Genomic DNA, 22,514 nt, shown 5'->3' on the forward strand with positions numbered 1-22,514 from the left:
CCTGCATCGAGCTCACCAGCGACCTCACCCTCCGCAGCACGTCCTGACAACGAAACCAAGCCGGGGCGACAACACCCTGATCGCGGCTCATGCCGAGGGGGTGGCCGCGGCGGAGTCCTGCCGTCCCGCAGAGAACCCTTCGCTCCACGGGGCCGGCTGCCATGAACGCCGGTACGGCCGGCCCCAAGACGACCGGATACAGTGCGCGATACGGCAGTCCGGCCAGGGAGGGGAAGCGTGACCGACACCAGCAACGCCCGGTCCGCCGAGGGCGAAGCGCAGGCACCGCGGCAGAGCCCACTGCACCGCCTGATGCGCTACCTCCCCCTGATCGCCCCCGTCCTGCTGTGGGCCGTGCCCTGCTGGGTGCTCCTGCACGGCGGCCAGCACTGGCCGCCGCCCGTCGCGCTGGTCGGCACCGCCCTGTTCGCCCTCGGCCTCATCGGTATGCCGCTCGCGATGGTGCGCGGCCACGGCCGGCGCCAGCAGGACCGGGCGGCAATCGTCGGCGACACCCTGCTGGGGGTCAGCTGGGCTCTGTTCACGTGGTCCGTTCTGCTCGGCGTCCTCTTGCGGCTCGTCCTGGTCCTGGCCGGCGTCGGCGGGAGTCAGGACCGGGCCCGGATCGTCACGTGGGCCGTCCTCGGCGTGACCGCCGTACTGCTCACCTGGGGGTACGCCGAAGCCCGCCGCGTGCCGCGCGTGCGCCGGCTCGACGTGCGACTCCCGCGGCTGGGTGCCGGGTTGGACGGCACCCGGGTCGCTCTCATCACCGACACCCACTACGGCCCGCTCGATCGCGCTCGCTGGTCGGCACGGGTGTGTGAGACGGTGAACACGCTGGAAGCCGACCTGGTCTGCCACACCGGCGACATCGCGGACGGCACCGCCGAACGCCGCCGCGCCCAGGCCGCCCCACTCGGTACCGTGCGGGCCACCCGGGCCCGGGTGTACGTCACCGGCAACCACGAGTACTACAGCGAGGCCCAGGGCTGGGTCGACCTGATGGACGAGCTGGGCTGGGAGCCGCTCCGCAACCGCCACCTGCTGCTCGAACGCGGAGGCGACACCCTTGTGGTCGCCGGCGTGGACGACGTCACCGCCGAATCCTCCGGCCTGGCAGGCCACCGCGCCCACCTCGCCGGAGCCCTGGACGGCGCCGATCCCCACCTGCCCGTCCTGCTCCTGGCGCACCAGCCCAAGTTCGTCGACCGGGCGGCAGCCGCCGGCATCGACCTGCAACTCTCCGGCCACACCCACGGCGGCCAGATCTGGCCCTTCCACCACTTGGTCCGCATCGACCAGCCCGCCCTCGCCGGCCTCAGCCGCCACGGCACCCGTACCCTCCTCTACACCAGCCGCGGTACCGGCTTCTGGGGCCCGCCGTTCCGCGTCTTCGCTCCCAGCGAGATCACCCTGCTCGTGCTCCGCTCCCCGCACCGGCCCACCTCGTCGTAGCATGGCGCGGGCCGGCACATCTCGTTGAGCACGGGATCCGGACCGGTTCCTCCATCGAGCCGCACGTGGTGAGTTCTGCGCAGGTCAGCGATGCGTGAAGCCCGTTTTGCCGGCAGCCGGAGAACCTGCTGGTGTCGTACTCGCCGAAGAAGCCGGGCTTCTTCCGGCCGCCTGCCGAAAGGCGCCTGACCTGGGTTTCCACCCGTCAGGCGCCCTTCGCGTCCGTGACTCCGTACCGGGGCCTCCGTGCCGAAGCGCTGGAGCATGGCGACAGTTGGCAAGTTGCACCTTTCAATCGATTGTTTGCGGCCGCACGCTCACCGACGTCGGCGTCGACCAGTGCCCCGCCAGACAGGCGACCCGCCCCTCGGTCCAAGGCCTCGGGCACGTCACTGGTGAGAGGGCGCGGCGCCACCTACCGGCCAACCGCCGCTGCGTCGCTATCTTGCGAATCGTTGTAGAAATCTTGCTACACCTCTGCCGCGCTGTTTAACTGTCCCCGCCGAGCCCGGGTGTCTCGGCGGCAGGCCCCCCGCAGCGCCCGTCCGAGCAGTGAACATGCGACCCAGGGACGTACCCGATGAGATGGATAGGCAAGAACGCGCCCGTAGCCGTGCTGATGGCCGTCGCTTTGACGGGCCTCGCGCAGCCGGCCGGTGCACAGGATGCGCGCACTTCCGCGACCCCGGCGTCCGCCGCGCAGGAGCGGTCCGGCGCGCGCGCCGACGGCGGGGCGGGGGCGCGTACGCCCTTCGTCGAGTACCAGGCGGAGGACGCGCGGACCAACGGCACCGTCCTCGGCCCCGACTGGGCGTACGGAACGCTGGCGGCCGAGGCCGTCGGCCGCCGCGCGGTCGAGCTCGACCGACAGGGCGAGTACGTGGAGTTCAGGCTCCAGCAGGCGGCCAACGCGGTCAACGTCCGCTACAGCGTGCCGGACTCGGCCGACGGCAAGGGGATCGACGCGACCCTCGGTGCCTACGTGGACGGACAGTTCGCCAAGTCGCTTGCGGTGACATCACGGTACAGCTGGTACTACGGCCAGTTCCCATGGTCGAACAACCCGGCCGACGGCGGCCGACGTCAGCTCTACGACGACGCGCGGCTGATGTTCGACCGCACCCTGCCGGCCGGCAGCACGGTCCGCCTCCAGGTCGGCAAGGACGACACCGCCGCGCGATACGTGATCGACGTCGCCGACTTCGAGCACGTCGGAGCCCCGAAGACCGCCCCGGCCGATGCCCTTTCGGTCACGTCCTTCGGCGCGGATCCGTCGGGGAAGCAGGACTCCAGCGACGCGTTCCAGCGCGCGATCGACGCCGCGTCCGGAACGGGGCGGACCGTGTGGATCCCGCCGGGGACGTTCACCGTGACGCGGCACCTCATCGTCGACCGGGTGACGATGCGCGGCAGCGGTCCCTGGTACAGCGTCCTGCGTGGTGACCGCGTCGGCGTGTACGGCAACTACGCGCCCAACGCCAGTTCCGACGTCCACCTGGCCGACTTCGCGATCTTCGGCGAGGTCAAGGAACGCAACGACTCCGACCAGGTCAACGGCATCGGCGGTGCGCTGGCGAACTCGACCGTGGACAACGTCTGGATTCAGCACACCAAGGTCGGTGCCTGGCTGGACGGCCCCTTCGACGGCCTGCGCATGTCGCGCCTGCGCATCCTGGACGTGACGGCCGACGCCGTCAACTTCCACGAGGGCATCACCAACTCCTCGGTCACCGACAGCTACGTCCGCGGCACCGGTGACGACGGCCTGGCGATGTGGTCCGAACGTCACGCGAATGCCGACAACGCGTTCGCCCGCAACACCGTCAGGGCGCCTGCCCTCGCCAACAACATCGCCATCTACGGGGGCCGGGACATCGAGGTGACCGACAATCTGGTCACCGACACCCTGGTGCAGGGCGGCGGAATCCACGTCGGCAACCGCTTCAATTCCGTGCCGCTGGCCGGCACCACCACCATCGCGCGCAACACCCTTCAGCGGACCGGCACCCTCGACCTCTTCTCACACATCGGTGAGGGCGCGCTGTGGTTCTGGGCTGCCGACGCCCCGCTGACCGGGAGGGTCGACGTCGAGGACAACCTGATCCAGGACAGCGCCTACGAGGCCGTCCAGTTCCTCGGGTCGTCGGTCGAGGGAGTCCGCTTCGCCCGCAACACCATCGACGGGGCCGGCACATTCGCCTTTCAGTTGAACGCGCCCGGCTCCGCCTCGGTCAGGTCCCTGACCGCCGACCGCCTCGGGGCCGGCGGACGATACGACTGCGACTCCGGCTTCACCCTCACCGAGGGTCCCGGCAACAGCGGCTGGTCCGACACCCGATGCGGCTATCCCTCGCCCGGTCCGCTCCAGGTCAGCGACATCGACAGGACACTGTCGTTCGTCACCGATGAGATCGGCAAGCCCAGCGACCCGCAGACCGTCGTCATCACCAATCCGGGCCCGCGCGCGGCGCGGATCGCTTCGATCAGCACCACCGGCGTCTACTCCCTCTCGGACACCTGCGGCAGCGAGCTGGCGCCGGGCGCGAGCTGCACGGTCGGCATCCGCTTCGTGCCCACGGAACGCGGCGACCGCAACGGCTCCCTGACGATCTCCGACGGTACCTCCGCCGGCCGCTACCAAGTGCACGTCAGCGGCCGGGTCATCCGCAGCACCGTCGGCAACCTCGCCGCCGGCCGTCCCGTCACCGCCAGCGGCTCCCACGACGGATACCCGGCGGCCAACGCGGTCGACTCCAACAGCGACACCTACTGGGAGAGCCCTGCGCTCACCTCGCCGCACTCCCTGACGGTCGACCTCGGCAGCCCGGTGAACGTGCAGCGCGTGGCCCTCAAGCTCAACGGCGGCTGGGGCGGCCGCACCCAGACACTGGAAGTCCTGGCCAGTGACGACGGCGAGACCTTCACCACCGTCGCCGCCTCCGCCGACCACGTGTTCGACCCCACGAACAACAACACGGTCGACATCACCATCCCGTCCACCACCTACCGCTACCTTCGCGTCCAGGGCACCTCCAACAGCGGTGCGCCCGGCCTCCAGCTCGCCGAGTTCGAGGCGTACGCCGACTGACGAGCCGGTGCGCGGTGGGCGGTAAGACGGGAACGCGGCCGGTGACCTCCGAGGAGTCACCGGCCGCACTCGTCGCCCGGCCCACTGGGGCATACCCGGTGCCACATCCCGCTCACGGTCGTCCGCCCACCCGGCCGGCTCCTGCCCACCCCGCTCGCCCGTCCCGCTCGCCTGCGACGTGCAGGCCGCGACGGCGGCAGATCGAGTTGACTCCGCAAACCTGGATGATTATTGTCCAGGTATGCGGATGAGCCGGGGCGTCGAGTGGGCAGTGCACACACTGCTGAACCTGGCGTGGTCGAACACCGGCGAGCCGGTCTCGGTGGCCACGCTCGCCGAGGGCCACGATCTGCCGCGCCCCTACCTCAACAAGCAGCTGCAACAGCTGGTCAAGGCGGGACTGCTCGCGTCCGTCCCGGGCGCGCGCGGCGGGTTCCTGCTCGCCCGACCAGCGGAGTCGATCACCCTCCTGGACGTGTTCGACGCCATCGAGGGCAGTGACCCGCTGTTTCGCTGCACGGAGATCCGGCAGTGCGGCACCGTCGGCATCCGCACGGCCTGCGACTTCACCACCCCCTGCGCGGTCACGTCCGCCATGGGTCGCGCCGAGGAGGCATGGCGCGAGGCGCTGGCCGCACAGTCGCTCGCCGATGTGCGGGCGGAGGCCGACACGCACGCGCCGTCCATGAACCGGACGGTACGCGGCGCCTTCGGCCTCGACTGAAACGAACACGCAGAGTGCGGCCGGGCCGGCCGCGCCTTTTTTCGGAGGTGAATCTGGATGAAAAACATCCTGGTTATCGGTGGCGGTTTCGCCGGCGTCTGGAGCGCGGTGGGAGCCGTCCGCACCGCCCGTGAACAGGGCGTCCACCCCACTGAGCTGCGGGTGACCCTGGTCAGCAACACGGACGACCTGGTGATCAGGCCGCGCCTGTACGAGGCGGACCCCCAGGCCATGCGCGTCGCGCTGGACCGCGTCCTGGGACCGGTGGGCATCCAGCGGGTCGCCGCCACCGTCACCGGGATCGACACCGACTCCCGCCAGGTCACGGCCCTCGGCCGTGACGCACGGCCCCTCACCCTGGACTACGACCGTCTCGTGCTGGCCGCGGGCAGCCAGGTCGTACGACCCGAGCTGCCGGGAGCCCAGTGGCTGTTCGACATCGACACCCTGGCATCGGCTGCCAGGCTCGACCACCACCTGCGGCGCCTGCCGCAGTCGGCACCGTTCGACGGCCGGTTCACCGCGGTCGTCGTAGGGGCGGGCTTCACCGGCCTGGAGATCGCGACCGAGCTGGCCGGACGGCTCCGCGACCTCGCCCCGCGCGAACGGCGCGACGAGGTCAGGGTGGTTCTGGTGGAGAAGGCGGAGAGCGTCGGCCCCGAGCTCGGCGAGGGCCCGCGCCCTCACATCGTCCAGGTCCTGGAGGAGCTCGGCATCGAGCGCCGCCTGGGGACCACGGTCGACGCGGTCAGCGGCCGGTCCGCGACGCTGTCGAGCGGTGAGACGGTGCCTGCCGCGACCACCGTGTGGACCGCAGGGATGACCGCCAGCCCGCTCACCGCGTCCATTCCGGGCGAGAGGGACCGGATCGGGCGGCTGGTCGTCGACGCGTACCTGCGGGTCAAGGGGGTGCCCGGAGTGTTCGCCGCCGGCGACACCGCCGCCGCCGAGGCCGAGCCCGGCCGTCTGACGACGCAGAGCTGCCAGCACGCCGTCCCCCTGGGCAAGTTCGCCGGGCGGAACGTCGCAGGCGATCTCCTGGGCCTGGACCTCGTCCCGTTCGCGCCCGACCCGTACGTGACCTGCCTCGACCTCGGTCCCGCGGGAGCCGTCGTCACCTCCGGGTGGGACCGCACGGTCCAAACGACCGGCCAGGAGGCCAAGAAACTGAAGCAGCAGATCAACAGCGCGTGGATCTACCCCCCGGTCGACGACGCCGGTCTCATCCTCCGGTGGGCCGACCACCGCACCACCTGGCCCACCGCGGAAGTAGCCGCGTGAAGACCCGGCCGGCTCCCCTGGCGGTTCCGTAGGGTGCGATGCGGTCGCGGGCCTTCGGTCCGATCCACCGTCCCGTGCCGTCGGACCCGCACGTATCAGAACCAGAAGCGGGTGCCCAGCACGGACTCGCAGGGCCTCAGGTGAGAGCCGGAAGGCGCGGAGCGGGGGCCGGTCCCCGCTCCGCGCCGGTCCATCAGCCCCCTCCGGTCATCTCAGCGTCCAGTTCTGGGTCGCGCGGCCGTTGCACTGCCAGATGACCAGCTCACTTCCGTTCGCCGCGCCACGGGACGTGTCCAGGCAGGTGCCGCGGTTGCGGATGGTGCCGTCCGACTGCACGGACCAGTCCTGGTTGGCGCCGCCGTGGCAGTCCCACAGGTGGACCCTGGTGCCGTTGGCCGTGCCCCAGGCGTTCACGTCGAGGCACTTGCCCATCGCACGCAGTGTGGTACCGGTGGCCTGCCACTGCTGGTTGGTGCCGCCGTGGCAGTCCCACAACTGGACCCTGGCGCCGTTCGCCGAGCTCCCGGCGTCGACGTCGGCGCACTTGCCGCCGATGCCGACGATCTGCCTCGGGGCCGCCGCCGAACCGTCCTGTGCGACGCCGTTCCCGACGAATGTCATCGAGTCGATGTCGTACGAGTTGTCCGAGGTCGTCTTGAAGACCAGGTACAGCTCGGTCGTCCCGGCGGGCCGGGTGATGTCGACCGCCGGTGTGCTCTGGTAGTTGTCCCAGTCGCCGGTGCTCGGGACCGGTACCGTGGCGATCAGCGCGCCGGTCGGCGAGCCGTCGCGCAGTTCGACCGTTCCGCCCCCGGAGGGCGAGGAGAGCCGCAGCGCGACCTGGTCGATGCCGGTGAAGTTGACCGGGGAGAAGGAAACCCAGTCGTTGTTGCTGATGTCGCCGAGCCGGGCGCCGGATTCGGCGCCGCCCTGGGAGATCACCCGGACACCGGACTGCCGGGTGTAGAACTCGGTCTGCTTGTGCTTGGGCTGGAGCACCGCCCTGGCGCTGCCTGCCAGTGCGGGCGCTCCGGACGCGCCCCTGTCCGTGTAGCTGGAGGAGACGACGTAGGAGACGTTCAGGTCGGCGTGGCCGGCGTCGGTCTCCGGGACGACGGTGCCCGAGCAGCCCGTGATCGCGTCGGTGTCGTGCGCGTGCTCGTCGTGTCCGAGCGAGGGGACGGTCCTGACCTGGGTGCAGTCGATCGTGCCGTCCTCCGGGTCGGTGACGTTCACCGTGTACGGGATCCGGTCGCCCCAGTCGTACATGCCGCCGTTCGGCAGGGAGAGCCTGACGGTCGGCGCCGTGTTGCCGGAGGTCACGGTGACGTTGGCGGTGCCGGTGCGGCCACCGGCGTCGGTGACGGTGAGCTGGGCGGTGAACTGTCCCCTCGTCGCGTAGGTGTGCGTGGGTGACGCCTCGTCGGAGGTCGCGCCGTCACCGAAGTCCCAGTGGTAGGAGATCGTGCCGCCCTCCGGGTCGCGGGAGCCCTCACTGGAGAACCGCACGGTCAGCGGCGCGGTTCCGGACGTCGGGGTCGCGGTGGCCGTGGCGAGGGGACGCCGGTCACCGGAGCTGTAGTCGATGCGGTAGAGGCCGGAGTCCGGGTTGTCCCGGCCGAAGCCGCTCCCCCACTCCAGCAGGTACATCGCCCCGTCGGGGCCGAACTTCATGTCCATCGGGGACCTGAAGTCCAGGTTCGGCAGGAAGTCGTTGATCTTGAGCAGCGTCCCGTCGTCGTCCAGCCGGAACTCGTGCAGCTGGTTGCGGGACCACTCGCCGAAGAACGGAGTGTTGTCGAAGTACGCCGGGAACTTCGTCTCCGACGGGTTGTCGGGGTCGTAGTGGTACACGGGGAAGGCGGCGGGTGCCTCTCCTCCCTGACCCATCTCGGGGAAGCTGTTGCCGTTGGCGCCGTTGCCGTACCAGACGTCCGCCGCCTTGGCGGCCGGGAGGTCGGTCAGGCCGGTGTTGTTGGGCGAGTCGTTGACCGGGTCGGCGCAGTCGAAGGCGGGGCCGGACTGGCCGGTGGCGAAGTCGTAGTCCCGGTAGGGGATGTTGTTGCCGACGCAGTACGGCCAGCCGTAGAAGCCCGGCTCCTTGATGACGTTCCACTCGACGATCCCCGCCGGTCCCCGCGCGGCGTTGTCGGAGCCCGCGTCCGGCCCGTAGTCGGCGGCGTACACGGTGCCGTCGGCCGGGTCGACCGAGAACCGGAAGGGGTTGCGGAAGCCCATCGCGTAGATCTCGGGCCTGGTCCTCGCCGTGCCCGGCGCGAACATGTTGCCCGCCGGGACGGTGTAGGTGCCGTCGTCCTCCGGGTGGATGCGCAGGATCTTGCCGCGCAGGTCGTTGGTGTTGGCCGAGGTGCGCTGGACGTCGTTGTCGGCGCGTCCCGGGCGCTCGTCGATCGGGGCGTACCCGTCGGAGCGGAACGGCTCGGTGTCGTCACCGGTGCCTATGTACAGGTCGCCGTTCGGCCCGAAGGTGATGTAGCCGCCGGTGTGCCCGGGTTCCGGGGACTGGCGTGACGAGGGGACCTCCATGACGACTTCCTCGCTGGCCCGGTCCAGCGTGTCGCCGTTGACGGTGAACCGCGACACCCGTGCGACGTCCTCGGTGCCGCCGGCCGGCGAGTACATCAGGTAGATCCACCGGTTGGTGGCGAAGTCCGGGTCCAGTGCGAGGCCGGTCAGTCCGTCCTCGCCGCCGGTGTAGACGTCGAGCGTGGCGGCGGTGAGCACGTCACCGGTACCGGGCTTGTGGATCTTCACCCTGCCGCCGTACTCGGCGTAGAACACCCGGCCGTCGTCGGCGACGTCCAGGGCCGCCGGCCCCACGGTGCTCTCGTCCAGCGGGACCTTCTCGTAGTCGGCCCAGGTCGTCGGGCCGCAGTCGGACGCGACCTTGCCGCCCGCGGCCTCGACACCGCCCACGACGTGGTCGCGGAAGAGCGGGTCCGAGTAGCTCGCCGTGTCGTGGCCCATGGCGGTGGCCCACACGCTGCCGCCCTCGGCGTCGCGGCACCAGGAGATCGGGTGGTCGGCGCCCATGGCCTCGCCGCCCGGGTCGTACGTGGTCTCGTCGGCGGTGACCAGGACGTGCACGTCACCGCGCGGGTTGGGGTCGAAGTTGTACCACTCCTCCGTGCGTTCCCAGCGGTCGGGAAGGTGCGCGGTGGAGGGGTGGACCCGGTCGGCGACCTTGGCGGTGCCCTGTTGGCCCCCGGCCGCGTGGGCGGGCATGTGGGCGCCGCCGTTGACCAGTTCGTCCCACCACGGGAACTCGTTCTCGATGCCCATGTCGAGCGTGTTGTGGACGGCGGCGATGCCCCCGCCGTCGCGCACGTACTTCTGCATGGCCTGGCGCTGGGCCTCGGTCTCCCACACCATGCCGGACGTCTGGACCATGGCGATCACGTCGTACTCGGCGAGGTCGGTGTCGTTGAAGACCGCCGAGTCCTCGCTCTTGGTCAGCTCCCATCCGCGCTCGGCGGCCACCTGGTCGAACATCGTGATGGCCGCCGGGATGGATCCGTGCCGGTAGGCCCCGGGCGCGGTCTTGGTGAACAGCAGGACGTGGAAGCCCTCCGGATGGGCGGTGGCCGGCGCGGCCAGGCCGGCCACGAGGAGGGCCGAGCAGACTGAGCTCAGCGCCCATTTCGCCGTTCTTGATCTCATGTACGGCTCCTGCGGTCGTGGGATCGGGTACGGAGCCCCCCGCGGACTTCGTCCGAGGGTGCGTGGGACACGGCTGCCGGACCGGCGTGTCAGGCCGGCGGCGGGCTCGGGAAGGCGGGGCGGGCGGGGCGCCGCCCGGCCTCCCGGAGGAAGGCGAGGCCCCGGGTGGCGAGGGCGTCCTGGCTCGGTGCGAGCGGACGCCAGATGGAGGCGGCGACCGCGATGGTCGCGTTGTCGGCGGTGAACGACTCGATGCACAACGGTCCCTGGTGGCCCTCGTCGTCCAGGGCGTCGAGGAAGCCCGGCCAGTCCAGGTGGTCGTCGCCCGGGGCGCCCCGGTCGTTGGCGCACACCTGGACGTGGAAGAGGCGGCCCGTGGCCCGGCGCACGGCGTCGGGAAGCGACCGCTCCTCGATGTTCTGGTGGTACGTGTCGAGGGCGACGCCGATGGTCCGGGCGGGCAGCCCGTCCATCGCCTCCACCGTCTGGGCGACGGTGTTGAACAGGCTCGTCTCATAACGGTTGAGCGGCTCGACGGCGATCCGGACGCCGGCCTCGGCGGCGTGCGCGACGACCGGCGCGATGTTCTCCCGCCACTGCTCGCAGGCCGCCGCCCGTTCGGCCTCGTCCATCCGCCAGGTGCGGCCGACCGCGGCGTAGACGGGGCCGGCCACGACGGGAGCGCCGACCCGGGCGGCCTTGTCGACGCAGTGCCGCAGGTAGTCCTGGGTACGGCGGACCGTGGCGGGCTCGGCGCGGACGAGGTCACGTCCCGGCGGCATCACCGCCATCACCGCCGCGGGCGTCAGGCCCTGCTCGCCCAGGAGCCTGGCGACGGTCGCGGGCTCCCAGTCGCCGGGCTGCTCCAGCGGCAGTTCGGCGCAGTCGAAACCCCACTCCGCCAGCCGCGGCAGTACCTGTGCGAGCGCCTCCTCGGTGACCGGTGAGTGCCAGATCCAGGGGTTGGCGCCGATCGCGCGCCGCACGGCCGGGCTCACTCGCCACCCCAGTCACCGGGGTAGCCGGGAAGCTCCTCGCAGCCGCAGGCGCCGTAGTGCAGCGGCGGCATGCCCTCCTTGTAGTAGGAGTCGAAGTTCTCCCGGGTCACGACCGGCTGCGGCAGGATCCACTGCTTCGGCACCTCCTGGCCGCCCAGGACGCGCAGCGCGGCGATCACGGGCGTACGCCACTGGAAGGTGGGGTACGTCGGTGCGACGGCGGTCAGGTCCTTGTCCTTCCACGCCTGGAGGAAGTCCTGCTGGTCCTCGCCGGTGATCGGAGGGACGTCCTCGCCGGCGTCCTCGAACGCCTCGACGGCGGCGACGGCGGTGGCGCCGGAGTCCATCCACACCCCGTCGACGGTGCCGTGCCGGGCGATGGCGTCGGTGACGATCGACTTCGTCTTCGACGGGTCGCCGTCGGTGAACTTCACCTCGGCCACTTCGAGTCCGGCCTCGTCGAACGCCCTCTTCGCGGCGGCCCAGCGGTTCTCCAGGACGTCCACGCCGGGCGAGATGCGCAGCGCGACGATCTTCCCGCCCTTGTCCACCTCGTCGACGAGGAAGTCGGCCGCCGCGGCGCCGTAGGCGTAGCCGCCGACGGGGCTGATGAAGGTGACCCCGCAGTCGGTCTCCACGCCGCGGTCGAAGACGATCACCGGGACCTTGCCGCAGGCCTCCTCCACCGCGGGGGTGAGGGTGGCGGTGGTGTTGGGCGAGACGATCAGCGCGTCGCAGTCCTGACCGGACAGCTCCTGGATGTCGGAGATCTGCTTGTCGTCCTTGCCCTGCGCGTCGAGAACGGTGAAGTCGGTTATCTCGTCGTGCAGTTCCACCTCCGCCTGCATGCTCTTGAGCCCCACCTGCCGCCAGGGGTTGAAGACGCCCGCGTTGGAGAAGCAGAGGTGGACGTCCTTGGCGCCGCCCTGCTTGGCGTACTGCGACGTGTCGGTCATCTCCGGACTCAGCATCTGCTCCCACGGCTTGTCCGCCGGGCCCTGCGGTGTCGTCCCGGCGAGTGCGAGCTGGCGCTCGTAGTCGGCCGGGTCGAAGAACTTCGACTCCGCGCCGCTGTTCTGGGCCGGCTCCGACGCGGTGGCGTCGCCCACGAGGCCGTCCTCGGGGACGTCGGAGGAGCAGGAGGTCAGCAGCGCCGCGGCGAGCAGGGCGGCGAGGGGGGCGGCCAGGCGGGCGTGGCCGCCGGGTCGTCCGGTACGAGGTGCGCGGATCATCAGGAGGTGCCTCCGGAAGGCTGTGAACGGTGACGGCGCAGGCGGTTCAGTCCCGGACGCCCGGTGGCTCCGAGGCCGACGGCCGCGATGACGATGACGCCCTGGACGGTGGACTCCAGCGCGCCGGAGACACCCTGGAGGTTGAGCAGCGTGAACAGCGCCTGGAGGGAGAACGCCCCGGCCATGGCGGCCACGACGGAGCCGCGGCCCCCGCCGAGCAGGACCCCGCCGAGCACGACGGCGGTGATGGCCTCGAACTCCAGACCGCGGCCGGCCTGGGCGGAGACGCCGGAGAAGCCCGCGACGAGCACCGCCGCCAGCGCGGCGGCCGCGCCGGAGAGCACGAACGCGAGGGTGCGCACGCGGGGGACGCGCACGCCCGCCAGGGCCGCGGCGCGTTCGCTGTCCCCGGTGGCGACGAGCGTGCGGCCGAAGTCGGAGCGCATCAGCCACACCGCGGCGGCGCCGACCACGACGCAGGCGGGCACGGCCCAGGGCAGCCAGCCGCCCGCGGTGCCGCGGCCGAACTCCCGGAAGCTCTGCGGCAGTACGCCCTTGGGGGAGCCGCCGGTCCAGTAGAAGACGGCACCTTCGAGGATGAGCATCATGCCGAGGGTGGTGATGAACGACGGCACCCGGAGCCTGGTGGTGATGAGGCCGTTGGCCAGCCCCACCACCGCCCCGGCGACCAGCAGCCCGACGGTGACGAGCAACCAGGGGGCATCCGGGTAGGAGCCGTAGAACTCGGCCCCGGCCACCACTCCGGCGGTCACCACGGCGCCGACGGAGAGGTCGAAGCCGCCGGAGACGATGACGAGGTACTGGCCCGCGGCGAGGATCACCAGCGGGGCGGCGCGTTTGACGAAGGCGAGGAAACTGTCCGGCTCGTAGAAGCCGGGGTCGGTGAGCGCCAGGGCGGCGAGCAGGACGACGAGGAGCGCGTAGACGGGAGCGCCGGTGCCCAGGCGCCGGAAGGCCCGTACGGCGGGGTTGGTCGTGGTCGCCTCGGACATGGTCGTGGTGGTCATGCGGACTGCTCCTGCCGTGGGGTGCCCGGCGCCCCGCCCCGTCCGGGCCGTCCCCGGCCACCGCGGCGAGGCCGTCCCGTGGCCCGGTCCGAGCGGGGCCGGGCGTAGAGGGCGACGGCGGCGATGATGACGACGCCGCGGACGACGTTCTTGAAGAACGGGTCGACGGCGAGCTGGTTGAAGACGCTGTCCAGCACGGAGAGGACCAGCACGCCGCCGAGGGTGCCCGTCACCCCGCCGCGTCCGCCGGCCAGGGCCGTGCCGCCGAGCACGACGGCGGCGATGGACTCCAGGTCGTAGCGGGCGTCCGTGCCCGCCCAGGGGGCCCCCGCGCCGAGCCGGGCGGCGAGGAACAGGGCGGCGGCGCCGACACACAGCGAGCACAGCACGTGCGCGAGGACGACGGTGCGTCCGGTGCGCACGCCGGACAGCCTGGCGGCGTGCTCGTCGCCGCCCGTGGCGTACATGTGGTGGCCGACGCGGGTGCGTCGGGTGATCAGCCAGGCGACGACGGTGACCGCGATCAGCAGCAGGACGGAGACGGGCAGGAAGCCGATGCGGTCGTAGCCCAGGCGCCGGAAGGAGGCGGGCACCTGGCCCGCGGGTCCGGTGTAGGTGTCCTCGATGTAGCCGCGCAGGATGAACGCCATGCCGAGCGTCGCGATGAACGCGTTGACCTTCAGCCCGGTGACGATCAGCCCGTTCGCGACGCCGACGGCGGCGGACAGCGCGAGGACCGCCAGCACGGCGGTGAGGACGCTGCCGCTCTGCATCATCTCCGCGGCGACCAGGGTGCCGAGGCTGACGAGGTACGCGACGGAGAGGTCGAGTGACCCGGTGAGGATCACCACCGACTGCCCGACCGCGACCAGGCCCAGGGCGACCGAGTTCTGGAGGATGCCCGTGACGGTGGACCGGGTCATGAAGTCGCCGCCGTCCGCGGTCACGACGATCCAGCCGACGAGGGTGACCGCGAGGGCGGCCAGCCACACGGCGACGACGGGGTCGCCGAGACGGACGCGGCCCAGGACGGTCGGTCTGCGGGTCGCGACCGGCGCCGCGGTCCCGCCGGGGACGGCCGTCATGCGGCACTCTCCTCGTAGGGGCCGGCGGTGTCGCCGGTCGCCAGTCGCATGACGTCCTCCTCGGCGGCGCCCGCGGGCAGTTCGCCCACCAGCGTTCCGTCGGCCATCACCAGGATCCGGTCACTCATCCCGATCAGCTCGGGCAGTTCGGAGGAGACGATGAGCACGGCGAGTCCCTCCCGGGCGAGTTCCCGCACGAGTGTGTGGATCGCGGACTTCGCGCCCACGTCCACACCGCGGGTCGGTTCGTCGAACAGCAGGACCCGGGGGCGGGCGGCGAGCCACTTGGCGATGACCACCTTCTGCTGGTTGCCCCCGGAGAGGTAGCGCACTTCCTGGTCCTGTCCGCGGGAGCGCAGCGCGACCCGGTCCAGCAACTCGCCGACCCCCCGCGTTCCGACGCCGGCCACGGCCCGGGTGACGAGCAGGGCGTTGTCGCGCACGGACTGACGCAGTGCCAGGCCCTCGGCCTTGCGGTCCTCGGTGACCAGCGCGATCCCGCCCCGGATGGCCTGCCGCGGGCTGCCGGGCAGCAGCGACCGGCCGGCCACGGTCATCCTGCCGTGGGTGAAGGGTGCGGCGCCGAACAGTGCCCGCACCAGCGAGGTGCGACCCGAGCCCTGGAGGCCGGCGACTCCGGTGACCTCGCCGGCGCGCAGGGTCAGCCCGATGCCGGCGAGGCGCTCGTTGCCGGCGTCGGTGACGGTCAGGAGCGGCTCGCCGATCTCCCCGGGCTCGGCGCGAGGCGGGTAGTAGGAGTGCAGCTCACGGCCGACCATGGCCCGCACCACTTCGTCGGGGCTGGTCTCGGCGGTGGTGAGGGCGGCGACCTTGCGGCCGTCCTTCAACACGGTGATGCGCTGGGAGAGGTCGAAGACCTCACGCAGGCGGTGGCTGATGTAGAGGATCCCGATGCCGCGGGCGGCGAGCCGCCGGATCAGCGCGTAGAGCAGACCCACCTCGTGGTCGGCGAGCGGTGCGGTTGGCTCGTCCATGACAAGTACGCGCACGTCAGAGGCGGCCAGCGCCTTGACGATCTCCACGGTCTGCTGCCGGGCCACCGACAGCTCCCCGACCTGGGCGCGGGGATCGATCCCGGTCTCGTCCAGCTCGGCGAGCAGCTCGGCGGTGCGCCGCTCCATCGCCCGCCGGTCGACCAGTCCGCGGCGCACCGGCTCGCGGCCGAGGAAGACGTTCTCCGCGACGGTGCGGTACGGCAGGAGGGCGAACTCCTGGTGGATGAGGGCGATTCCGGCGGCCTGTGCCTGCACGGGGTGGGAGAAGGCGCGGGCGGTTCCGTCGAGCGTGATGGTGCCCTCGTCCGGGGCGTACTCCCCGGCGAGGACCTTCATCAACGTGGACTTTCCTGCGCCGTTCTCCCCGACCAGGGCGTGGATCTCACCCTGCTTCAGGTCGAGCGACACCCCGTGCAACACCCGCGCCCCGAGGAAGCTCTTCGAGACACTGCTCATCGTCAGCATGTTCGGCAGGATTGCGACCCAACTTTGCCCTGTCAACACTTGAAGCAGGAATGTTCACAACGTCAGGGACCTAGACTTTGCCCGATCGCCGAACAAAGCATGGTCAGTAGACGTCCAGGTCTCTAAGGTTGCTATTGTGAATGTACGTTTCTCGTCGCCCCCTCTGTCGTCGGACCGCGGCTCCGCGCCGAGCCCGCCCCCGGGCCAGACGCCCGGTGAGGTGCTGGCGCTGATCAGTTCGGGCGCCGCCGTCACCCGCGCCGAGATCGCCCGGCGCACCGGACTCGCCCGGTCCACCGTTTCCCTCCGCGTCGACGCCCTGATCGCCCACGGTTTCGTCGACGAGGACACCGAGGCGCCCTCGACCGGCGGCCGCCCGCCGCGTCGGCTCTCCCTGCGCACCCACGGGCACGCCATCGCGGGCGTCGACATCGGGGCCTCCCACTGCCGGGTGGGGCTGCTGGACATCGGCGGTGCCCTGCTCGCGGCCCGCGAGGACCCGCTGAACATCGCGGACGGACCCGAGGCGGTCCTCGGGCACGTCGAGCGGACCCTGCACACGCTGCTCGAAACGGCCGACGGGACGGCCTCGCGGACGCTGCGGGCCATCGGCGTCGGCGTGCCCGGCCCGGTGGAGTTCTCCACCGGGCGCCCGGTGGATCCGCCGATCATGCCGGGCTGGCACCAGTACCCCATTCCCGAGTTCTTCGAGGAACGGTTCGGTGTCCGGGCACTGATCGACAACGACGTGAACGTCATGGCCCTGGCCGAGCAGCGCCTGGCCTTCTCCGACACGCTGCACCTGCTGTACCTGAAGGTCGGCACGGGCATCGGCTGCGGCATCGTCGCCGACGGCCGCATCCACCGGGGCGCCCAGGGTTCGGCCGGGGACATCGGGCACATCCGCGTCGGCGAGCGGGACGAGCCGTGCCGCTGCGGCAACTCCGGCTGCCTGGAGGCCATCGCGGGAGGTGCGGCACTGGCCGACCGGCTGCGGGAGCTGGGGCTGGAGGCCGCCGGGAGCCTGGACATCGTGCAGTTGGTCAGGGAAGGCAACCGTGAGGCCGTCCGGATGGTCCGCGAGGCCGGTCGCGCGGTCGGCGAGGTGCTGTCCGGCCTGGTGAACTTCTTCAACCCGGAGACGGTCGTCGTCGGCGGCGCCCTCGCCGCCGTGCACGACCAGCTCCTCGCGGGTGTCCGCGAGGCGGTCTACCGCCGGTCCAATCCGCTGGCGACCCACGTCCTGCGGATCGAACCGAGCCGGATCGGCGAGAACGGGGGGGCGATCGGCGCCGGCATCCTGGCGATCGAGCACGCCCTGTCCCCCGCACAGGTCGACCGCGCCGTCATGACGGACGCGACGGCGGTGTGAGCGCGAGGGGTGCTGGGGATCCGGAGCGCCGGGCCCACGGTCGTGCCCGCCGCAGTGCCGCCGCTCCCTCCTGAACCCGGCGGCGCACCACTCGCTCGCGTGCGTCGCGCCAGGCGGAAGGTGACCCGCCGGATGCCGAAGCCATGCCCGGCTCGGCGCACCCGGCGGGTCCCGTCACACGCTCGTTGCTACGGCCGGCTGGCCGGAGTGACCGCTTGCATGATCACCGCACCGATGGCCTCGACCGCCCGGGTGTCGTCACGCGGTGTCTGCGCGTCCCAACGGTTCCAGGTGAGGTTGAGGTCGGTGCGCCGAGCGCCCCATGCCGCGTCCGCGTTGCGCCTCATGAAGTCGTAGTACTGACCCCAGAGGTTGTTCTCGCGGACGAACTCGCCCATCCCTCGGGCGAACTCGGACTGCCAGGTCCCCTCCCGTTGCCCGTTGGTCATGATCCCGTTGACGGTGCGGTCCCGGATGACCCAGTCGACGGTCCGCCTGGCGTCGTCGAACAACGTCCCCTGGCCCTGGTTCCGGTACAGGGCCTGGGCCGCGCTGACGAAGGCGCCCGCCGAGTACACCGACTGTCCGTTCGAGCGACGTCCGTCGGCGTAGATGGTCTCGTACACACCGCCGGTCGAGCGGTCGAGCAGCCTCGCCCACACCCAGTCGAAGATCGCTCGTGCCTTGTCCAGGTATCCGCGGTCACCGGTGGACTCGTAGATCAGGCAGCCGAGGATGACCGCCGGGCTGTTGCTGAGGGCGTTCTTGTCGCGTCTGCGGATGTCCCACCAGATGCCGCCGCCGAGAGCACCGTCCCAGCCTCGGTTGTACACCCGGTCGAAGGCGTAGCGCGCCTGGTTCAGGTAGGTCCCGTTGCCGGTGATCCGGTAGCCGCGCACGAAGGCCAGCCCGGCCCAGAGCAGGTCGTCGTTGTACTCGTTCCAGTTCCAGTCGTACAGCCCGCCCGAACCTCGGTTCTGCTCCAGGAAGGTGTCGAGGAGCCGGCCGACCAGATCACGGGTTTCCGTGCGCGGGGCGCTGTCGTGCACGTCCTGCACCGCTTGGATGTCCAGCGCCTGACGCCAGAAGTAGTCCTTCTCGGAGTTGTTGAGGGACGTCCTGTAGTACCGCTGACCTCCGTTGGAGACGAGGAAGGCGCTGTTCAGCGCGGCGAAGGCCGCGTCGGTGTTGACGGTTCCCAGCGCCCCGGCGCCGGGTGCGTCCGCCGACGTGCGCTCCATCGCCGCCGCGGAACCTCGCCCGGCTGTCCCGCCGACCGCGGTGACCCCGATCGCCGTTGCTGCCGCGAGTAACGTTCTGCGTTTGATCATGTGCGTTCTCCTGGGGTGAGTATGCGGTTGATCCGGGTTCGTGGGAGTGCCTGTGGGGTTTCGCGAGCGCCCGCGGGTCCCCGCTGCCGGCGGGGTCGGGGCATCGCACCCGGACCTGGTTTCACGGTGCGCGGCCGCCCCGGCCCAGTCCGCGGGGCTGAGGGCGGTGCCGTCGCCGGCGGCCGTGGCCCGGAGGGCCGGCCGTGCGACGCCGGTTGTCCGCGTCCGTGGAGACGGCGTCGAGGCCGTCGGTGATGGACGTGCTTTTCGCCGCGAGGACCTGGCAGACGACACTGCCGTTCGTTCCGGTCTCGTCGTCCAGGCCGATGACGGCCGTGAACCGTGTGCACCTACCGCCCGGACAGACCTCGCCGCTGGAGTCCGTGTGGACGCCCGGGCCTTTCGGGCAGGTGACGCCGCCCATGGTGATGGGGCCGCTCTCGCCGGTCCCGCGGACGAAAGCAAGCACATAAGACCGCTGCCACGGGGGCCTGTCAAGGCAAATGCAACACGATGGTTACAACTTTCCCGCTGTGGTCGATGCGTTGACGCACAGGTGCACGGTGGCTAACTTCAAAGGGCGCTCCGGCGGCCGGTCGACAGAGCGCCCCCCCCCACTGTGACCAGACGTTTCAGGAGCCTCCTCCATGAAGCCACTGCGTTCTGTCGCGCCCGTCCTCGCCGGCACCCTGACATCGTTATCCGCCCTGGTCGTATGCAGGGATCCGGATCAGCGGCACGGGCAGCTGTTCGGCAGTTCCGCAACGAGTGCCCCGACGGCACGGGGTGGCGGCGCCTGGCCCGGATCGCCGCCCACGACCTGACCGGCGGCCTGCGGTACCTCGACACCGCGCGGGCCGACGCGGATGACGCACACGCCGACCGGAACGGCATCTCGACCGGGCGAAGAGGGACGGGATCCGGTTCCGGAACGGCGGCGTGATCAACGATGACCGCCTGATCAGCGATGGTGTCGGCGACGACCTCGCCGACACCGGCCAACCCCCTGGACCCGCCATCAGGGCGTCGTCCCGGGCGCCCTGACCGAGTACCACCGGGCCACCGGTGACCCCAGCCTCCTGACGACCGCACGGTTGTGGCCGACGCCGCCACCGTCCGGCTCCGGACGAACGGTGTCTGCGCGAGCCCGGCGAGGGCGACGGCAGCAGGGCGGCGGCGGGACCACCGGCTACGGCTGCCGGCAGCACGTGCTCGACCTCCTCGACGCCACCACGGGGCGAGGGGCCGAGGTGCCGTCGGCCGCCGGCAGTACCGGCCGTGGTCGGACCGGCGCCGATTCCGGAACCGTCGGGCACCGACCCGACCCCAACCGACTCCCCATCGAGGACTGACCGATGAAAAGGCTCATCGCAACTCTCTCCGCAGCATTGGCCACAGCCGCAGGCGTGCTCTGGGGCGGCGCGCCGCCCGTCTCCGCGGCCGAGCAGGCACCGGCGGTGTCCGCCATGCGCCTCATGCCCCTGGGCGACTCGATCACCGACGGGATGGGAAGCAGTACCGGAAACGGCTACCGAGGTCCGCTCTGGGACCAGTTGCGGGCCGGAGGATACGCACTCGACTTCGTGGGAACGTCCCGGGCGGGCTCCATGGCGGACCCCGACAACGAAGGCCACTCCGGCTGGCGGATCGATCAGATCGCCTCGATCGCGGACGCCTCGCTCGCCCGCTACCGGCCCAACGTCGTGACCCTGATGATCGGCACCAACGACCTGGGCCACAACTACCAGGTGCCCACCGCGTCGGACCGGCTCAACGCGCTCATCGACCAGGTGGTGGCGGCCGCGCCGGACGCGACCGTGCTGGTCGCGTCGCTGACCGTCTCCACGGTCTCCGCGATCGAGGCCAACAGAGGCGCGTTCAACCAGCGGATCCTGGCGATGGTCCAGGCGAAGCAGGCCGCCGGCAAGCACGTGCGCCACGTCGACATGGGGAGCCTGAACACGGGCGACCTGGCCGACGGTCTGCATCCGAATGACTCCGGCTACCGGAAGATGGCCGCCGCCTTCCACGACGGCATCCTGGCCGCCGACGCCGCCGGCTGGATCGGCGAACCCGTCCCCGTCGGTCGTCAGGTGCGGTCCGCCGTCGAGGGCAAGTGCATGGACGTCAACGGCGGCAGGTCCGAGAACGGAACCGCCGTCCAGTCGTGGTCCTGCAACAACACCGACGCGCAGCGGTGGACCGCCCCGGCGGACGGCACGCTAAGGGCGCTGGGCAAGTGCCTGGACGCCAGGGGAGCGGGCACGGCCAACGGCACCGAGACGGTTCTGTGGGACTGCAACGGCGGAACCAACCAGGTCTGGCAGTCCTACAACGGCGGGTATCGCAACCCGGCGTCCGGACGGTGCCTCGACCTGCCCGCGGCCTCCACCGCCGACGGCACACGACTGGTCCTGTGGGACTGCAACGGCGGAGCCAACCAGAGGTGGACGATGCAGTAGAACTGCGGCCCGGCCGCGCTGCACCAGGTCTGGCGTGCGCGCGAGACGTGCCGCGGCCGGCGGGGGCCCACCTCGTGACGCGCGAGGGCGGACGGAACGAGGTGGGCGCCGCGACGACGCGGTCGGGGCGGATCAGTTCGCGAACGGCGCCCCCGCATCGGTGGGCGTCCGGGGCAGGGTTCCCGTGCCGCCGGATGATCGGCGGCGGCACGGAACGCGTGGTGCTCCTGGACGGGCGCGAGACGTTCCCTCCGGTCTCAGACGCGCGCCTTCTGGGCGGCCACCGCGGCGGTGAGCCGCTGCTCGTTCCGCACCACGTGATTGCGCACCACCCCCAGGCGCTCCACCTCCACCTCGACCGTGTCCCCCGGCTGCAGCAGCCGAGGGGGCTTGCGGCTGTAGCCGACTCCCGCCGGGGTGCCGGTGGCGAGGAGATCGCCGGGGCGCAGGGTCAGGGTGCGTGAGATCAGGGACAGCGTCTCCCCGACCGAATAGATCATCTGGTCGGTGCGGGCGTCCTGCATGGTCTCGCCGTTGACGCGCGTCTGCAGCCGCAGGCCCTGGCTCAGGTCGCCGATCTCCGAGGCCGGCACGATCGGGCCGAGAGGGCCGGAGCGGTCCCCGTTCTTGCCCAGGGTCCACTGGGAGGTGAGCTTCTGCGCCCTGCGCGAGGTCAGGTCGTTGAAGACGGAGTAGCCGACGACCGCTGCCAGGGCTTCCTCGGGGGAGGCGTCGACGAGCGGTGCTCCGACCCAGGCGACGACCTCGCCCTCCCAGTCCAGCCCGTCCTCGTCGGAGGGCACGGGAACCTCTGCCCCGTCCACGGTCAGCGACTGCGTCCACCGGGCGAACAGCGTGGGATACGGCGGCAGTTCCTGGTCGCGGTAGCTGCCTTCCGCGACGTGCTGGAGGTAGTTGAGCCCGATGCACAGAACGCGCGCGTCAGGGAGTACCGGGGGAACCTGCTCCACCGCGGTGGTGGCGAGCGTCGGACCGGCGGGCGGCCGGGAGAGGCAGCCCTCCGGATCGGCCCAGAAGTCCACCAGCGAAGCGACGACGGTGACGCGGTCGCCCTGGTCGGACAGGACGGCGACCTCCACGTCGGAACCGGGGTTCGGGCGCCTGATGCCCACTATTCTCACTTGTCTTCCCTTCCTGGGCCCCGGGGCTCTCCCCGGAGCGTGTCCTGGCGCCGGCCCGCATGCCGCCGAGGGCGGCCTGCCGGTCAGACGGCGTGCTCCGCGCCGGACGAGCCGGTGTGGTCGTGTTCGAGGTGGTGCTGGATGAGCAGGT

Annotated in this window: 15 protein-coding genes; 6 read left to right on the plus strand and 9 right to left on the minus strand. The window is 71.3% G+C overall.

The window, feature by feature from the left end:
* Positions 1-237: 237 nt before the first annotated feature.
* From ACFF45_RS32985 to ACFF45_RS33000, 4 genes are all read left to right on the plus strand, one after another.
* Positions 238-1,458, plus strand: coding sequence for a metallophosphoesterase (locus ACFF45_RS32985; protein WP_381350606.1), 1,221 nt, complete (start codon positions 238-240; stop codon positions 1,456-1,458).
* A gap of 580 nt (positions 1,459-2,038) precedes the next feature.
* Entirely contained in the window at positions 2,039-4,546 is a 2,508-nt protein-coding gene (locus tag ACFF45_RS32990; protein ID WP_381350608.1) for a discoidin domain-containing protein, read from the plus strand.
* Between the two features lie 241 nt (positions 4,547-4,787).
* A complete protein-coding gene (locus ACFF45_RS32995; protein WP_381350610.1) occupies positions 4,788-5,270 on the plus strand; it encodes an RrF2 family transcriptional regulator in 483 nt (160 codons plus the stop codon).
* A gap of 57 nt (positions 5,271-5,327) precedes the next feature.
* A complete protein-coding gene (locus ACFF45_RS33000) occupies positions 5,328-6,551 on the plus strand; it encodes an NAD(P)/FAD-dependent oxidoreductase (protein WP_381350612.1) in 1,224 nt (407 codons plus the stop codon).
* A gap of 207 nt (positions 6,552-6,758) precedes the next feature.
* On the opposite strand, the gene ACFF45_RS33005 is transcribed toward ACFF45_RS33000, so the two are convergent.
* The 6 genes from ACFF45_RS33005 to ACFF45_RS33030 all read right to left on the minus strand — a co-directional run bounded on the left by ACFF45_RS33005 (position 6,759) and on the right by ACFF45_RS33030 (position 16,056).
* The gene (locus ACFF45_RS33005; RefSeq protein ID WP_381350613.1) at positions 6,759-10,232 is read right to left on the minus strand and encodes a ThuA domain-containing protein; all 3,474 of its coding nucleotides are present in this window, start codon (positions 10,230-10,232) and stop codon (positions 6,759-6,761) included.
* An 89-nt stretch (positions 10,233-10,321) separates the two neighbouring features.
* Positions 10,322-11,230 (minus strand): sugar phosphate isomerase/epimerase family protein, encoded by a 909-nt coding sequence (locus ACFF45_RS33010; RefSeq protein WP_381350614.1) that lies wholly within the window; start codon positions 11,228-11,230, stop codon positions 10,322-10,324.
* Positions 11,227-12,462, minus strand: coding sequence for a substrate-binding domain-containing protein (locus ACFF45_RS33015; RefSeq protein ID WP_381350615.1), 1,236 nt, complete (start codon positions 12,460-12,462; stop codon positions 11,227-11,229). The genes ACFF45_RS33010 and ACFF45_RS33015 overlap by 4 nt, the downstream gene beginning before the upstream one ends.
* On the minus strand, positions 12,462-13,475 hold the full coding sequence (locus tag ACFF45_RS33020) for an ABC transporter permease (RefSeq protein ID WP_381350626.1): 1,014 nt from the start codon (positions 13,473-13,475) through the stop codon (positions 12,462-12,464). Before ACFF45_RS33020 ends, ACFF45_RS33015 begins: the two co-directional genes overlap by 1 nt.
* 11 nt (positions 13,476-13,486) lie before the next feature.
* Positions 13,487-14,575, minus strand: coding sequence for an ABC transporter permease (locus ACFF45_RS33025; protein ID WP_381350616.1), 1,089 nt, complete (start codon positions 14,573-14,575; stop codon positions 13,487-13,489).
* Positions 14,572-16,056, minus strand: coding sequence for a sugar ABC transporter ATP-binding protein (locus ACFF45_RS33030; protein WP_381350618.1), 1,485 nt, complete (start codon positions 16,054-16,056; stop codon positions 14,572-14,574). Before ACFF45_RS33030 ends, ACFF45_RS33025 begins: the two co-directional genes overlap by 4 nt.
* Positions 16,057-16,192: 136 nt before the next feature.
* Between ACFF45_RS33030 and ACFF45_RS33035 the strand changes: the two genes are divergently transcribed.
* Complete coding sequence (locus ACFF45_RS33035) at positions 16,193-17,428, plus strand: ROK family transcriptional regulator (RefSeq protein ID WP_381350620.1); 1,236 nt, start codon at positions 16,193-16,195, stop codon at positions 17,426-17,428.
* A 188-nt stretch (positions 17,429-17,616) separates the two neighbouring features.
* Here the strand turns inward: ACFF45_RS33035 and ACFF45_RS33040 are convergent, their stop codons facing one another.
* Complete coding sequence (locus ACFF45_RS33040; RefSeq protein ID WP_381350621.1) at positions 17,617-18,759, minus strand: glycoside hydrolase family 76 protein; 1,143 nt, start codon at positions 18,757-18,759, stop codon at positions 17,617-17,619.
* 121 nt (positions 18,760-18,880) lie between these two features.
* Positions 18,881-19,228, minus strand: a complete 348-nt coding sequence (locus tag ACFF45_RS33045) for an NPCBM/NEW2 domain-containing protein (protein ID WP_381350622.1) — start codon at positions 19,226-19,228, stop codon at positions 18,881-18,883.
* Between the two features lie 886 nt (positions 19,229-20,114).
* On the opposite strand from ACFF45_RS33045, the gene ACFF45_RS33050 reads away from it, so the two are divergent.
* The gene (locus ACFF45_RS33050) at positions 20,115-21,221 is read left to right on the plus strand and encodes a ricin-type beta-trefoil lectin domain protein (protein WP_381350623.1); all 1,107 of its coding nucleotides are present in this window, start codon (positions 20,115-20,117) and stop codon (positions 21,219-21,221) included.
* Between the two features lie 257 nt (positions 21,222-21,478).
* Here ACFF45_RS33050 and ACFF45_RS33055 read toward each other — a convergent pair whose 3' ends face one another.
* Positions 21,479-22,363, minus strand: coding sequence for a fumarylacetoacetate hydrolase family protein (locus ACFF45_RS33055; protein WP_381350625.1), 885 nt, complete (start codon positions 22,361-22,363; stop codon positions 21,479-21,481).
* Positions 22,364-22,514 lie beyond the last annotated feature (151 nt).

Origin of the sequence: Streptomyces cinereospinus (assembly GCF_042430725.1) — a bacterium.
Classification (GTDB): Bacteria; Actinomycetota; Actinomycetes; order Streptomycetales; family Streptomycetaceae; genus Streptomyces; species Streptomyces cinereospinus.

Bases quoted from the DNA above. Each gene is read 5' to 3' on its own strand.
- ACFF45_RS32990 (WP_381350608.1), top strand. From the start codon at position 2,039: ATGAGATGGATAGGCAAGAACGCGCCCGTAGCCGTGCTGATGGCCGTC.
- ACFF45_RS32995 (WP_381350610.1), top strand. From the start codon at position 4,788: ATGCGGATGAGCCGGGGCGTCGAGTGGGCAGTGCACACACTGCTGAAC.
- ACFF45_RS33000 (WP_381350612.1), top strand. From the start codon at position 5,328: ATGAAAAACATCCTGGTTATCGGTGGCGGTTTCGCCGGCGTCTGGAGC.
- ACFF45_RS33005 (WP_381350613.1), bottom strand. From the start codon at position 10,232: ATGAGATCAAGAACGGCGAAATGGGCGCTGAGCTCAGTCTGCTCGGCC.
- ACFF45_RS33015 (WP_381350615.1), bottom strand. From the start codon at position 12,462: ATGATCCGCGCACCTCGTACCGGACGACCCGGCGGCCACGCCCGCCTG.
- ACFF45_RS33020 (WP_381350626.1), bottom strand. From the start codon at position 13,475: ATGTCCGAGGCGACCACGACCAACCCCGCCGTACGGGCCTTCCGGCGC.
- ACFF45_RS33025 (WP_381350616.1), bottom strand. From the start codon at position 14,575: ATGACGGCCGTCCCCGGCGGGACCGCGGCGCCGGTCGCGACCCGCAGA.
- ACFF45_RS33030 (WP_381350618.1), bottom strand. From the start codon at position 16,056: ATGCTGACGATGAGCAGTGTCTCGAAGAGCTTCCTCGGGGCGCGGGTG.
- ACFF45_RS33040 (WP_381350621.1), bottom strand. From the start codon at position 18,759: ATGATCAAACGCAGAACGTTACTCGCGGCAGCAACGGCGATCGGGGTC.
- ACFF45_RS33050 (WP_381350623.1), top strand. From the start codon at position 20,115: ATGAAAAGGCTCATCGCAACTCTCTCCGCAGCATTGGCCACAGCCGCA.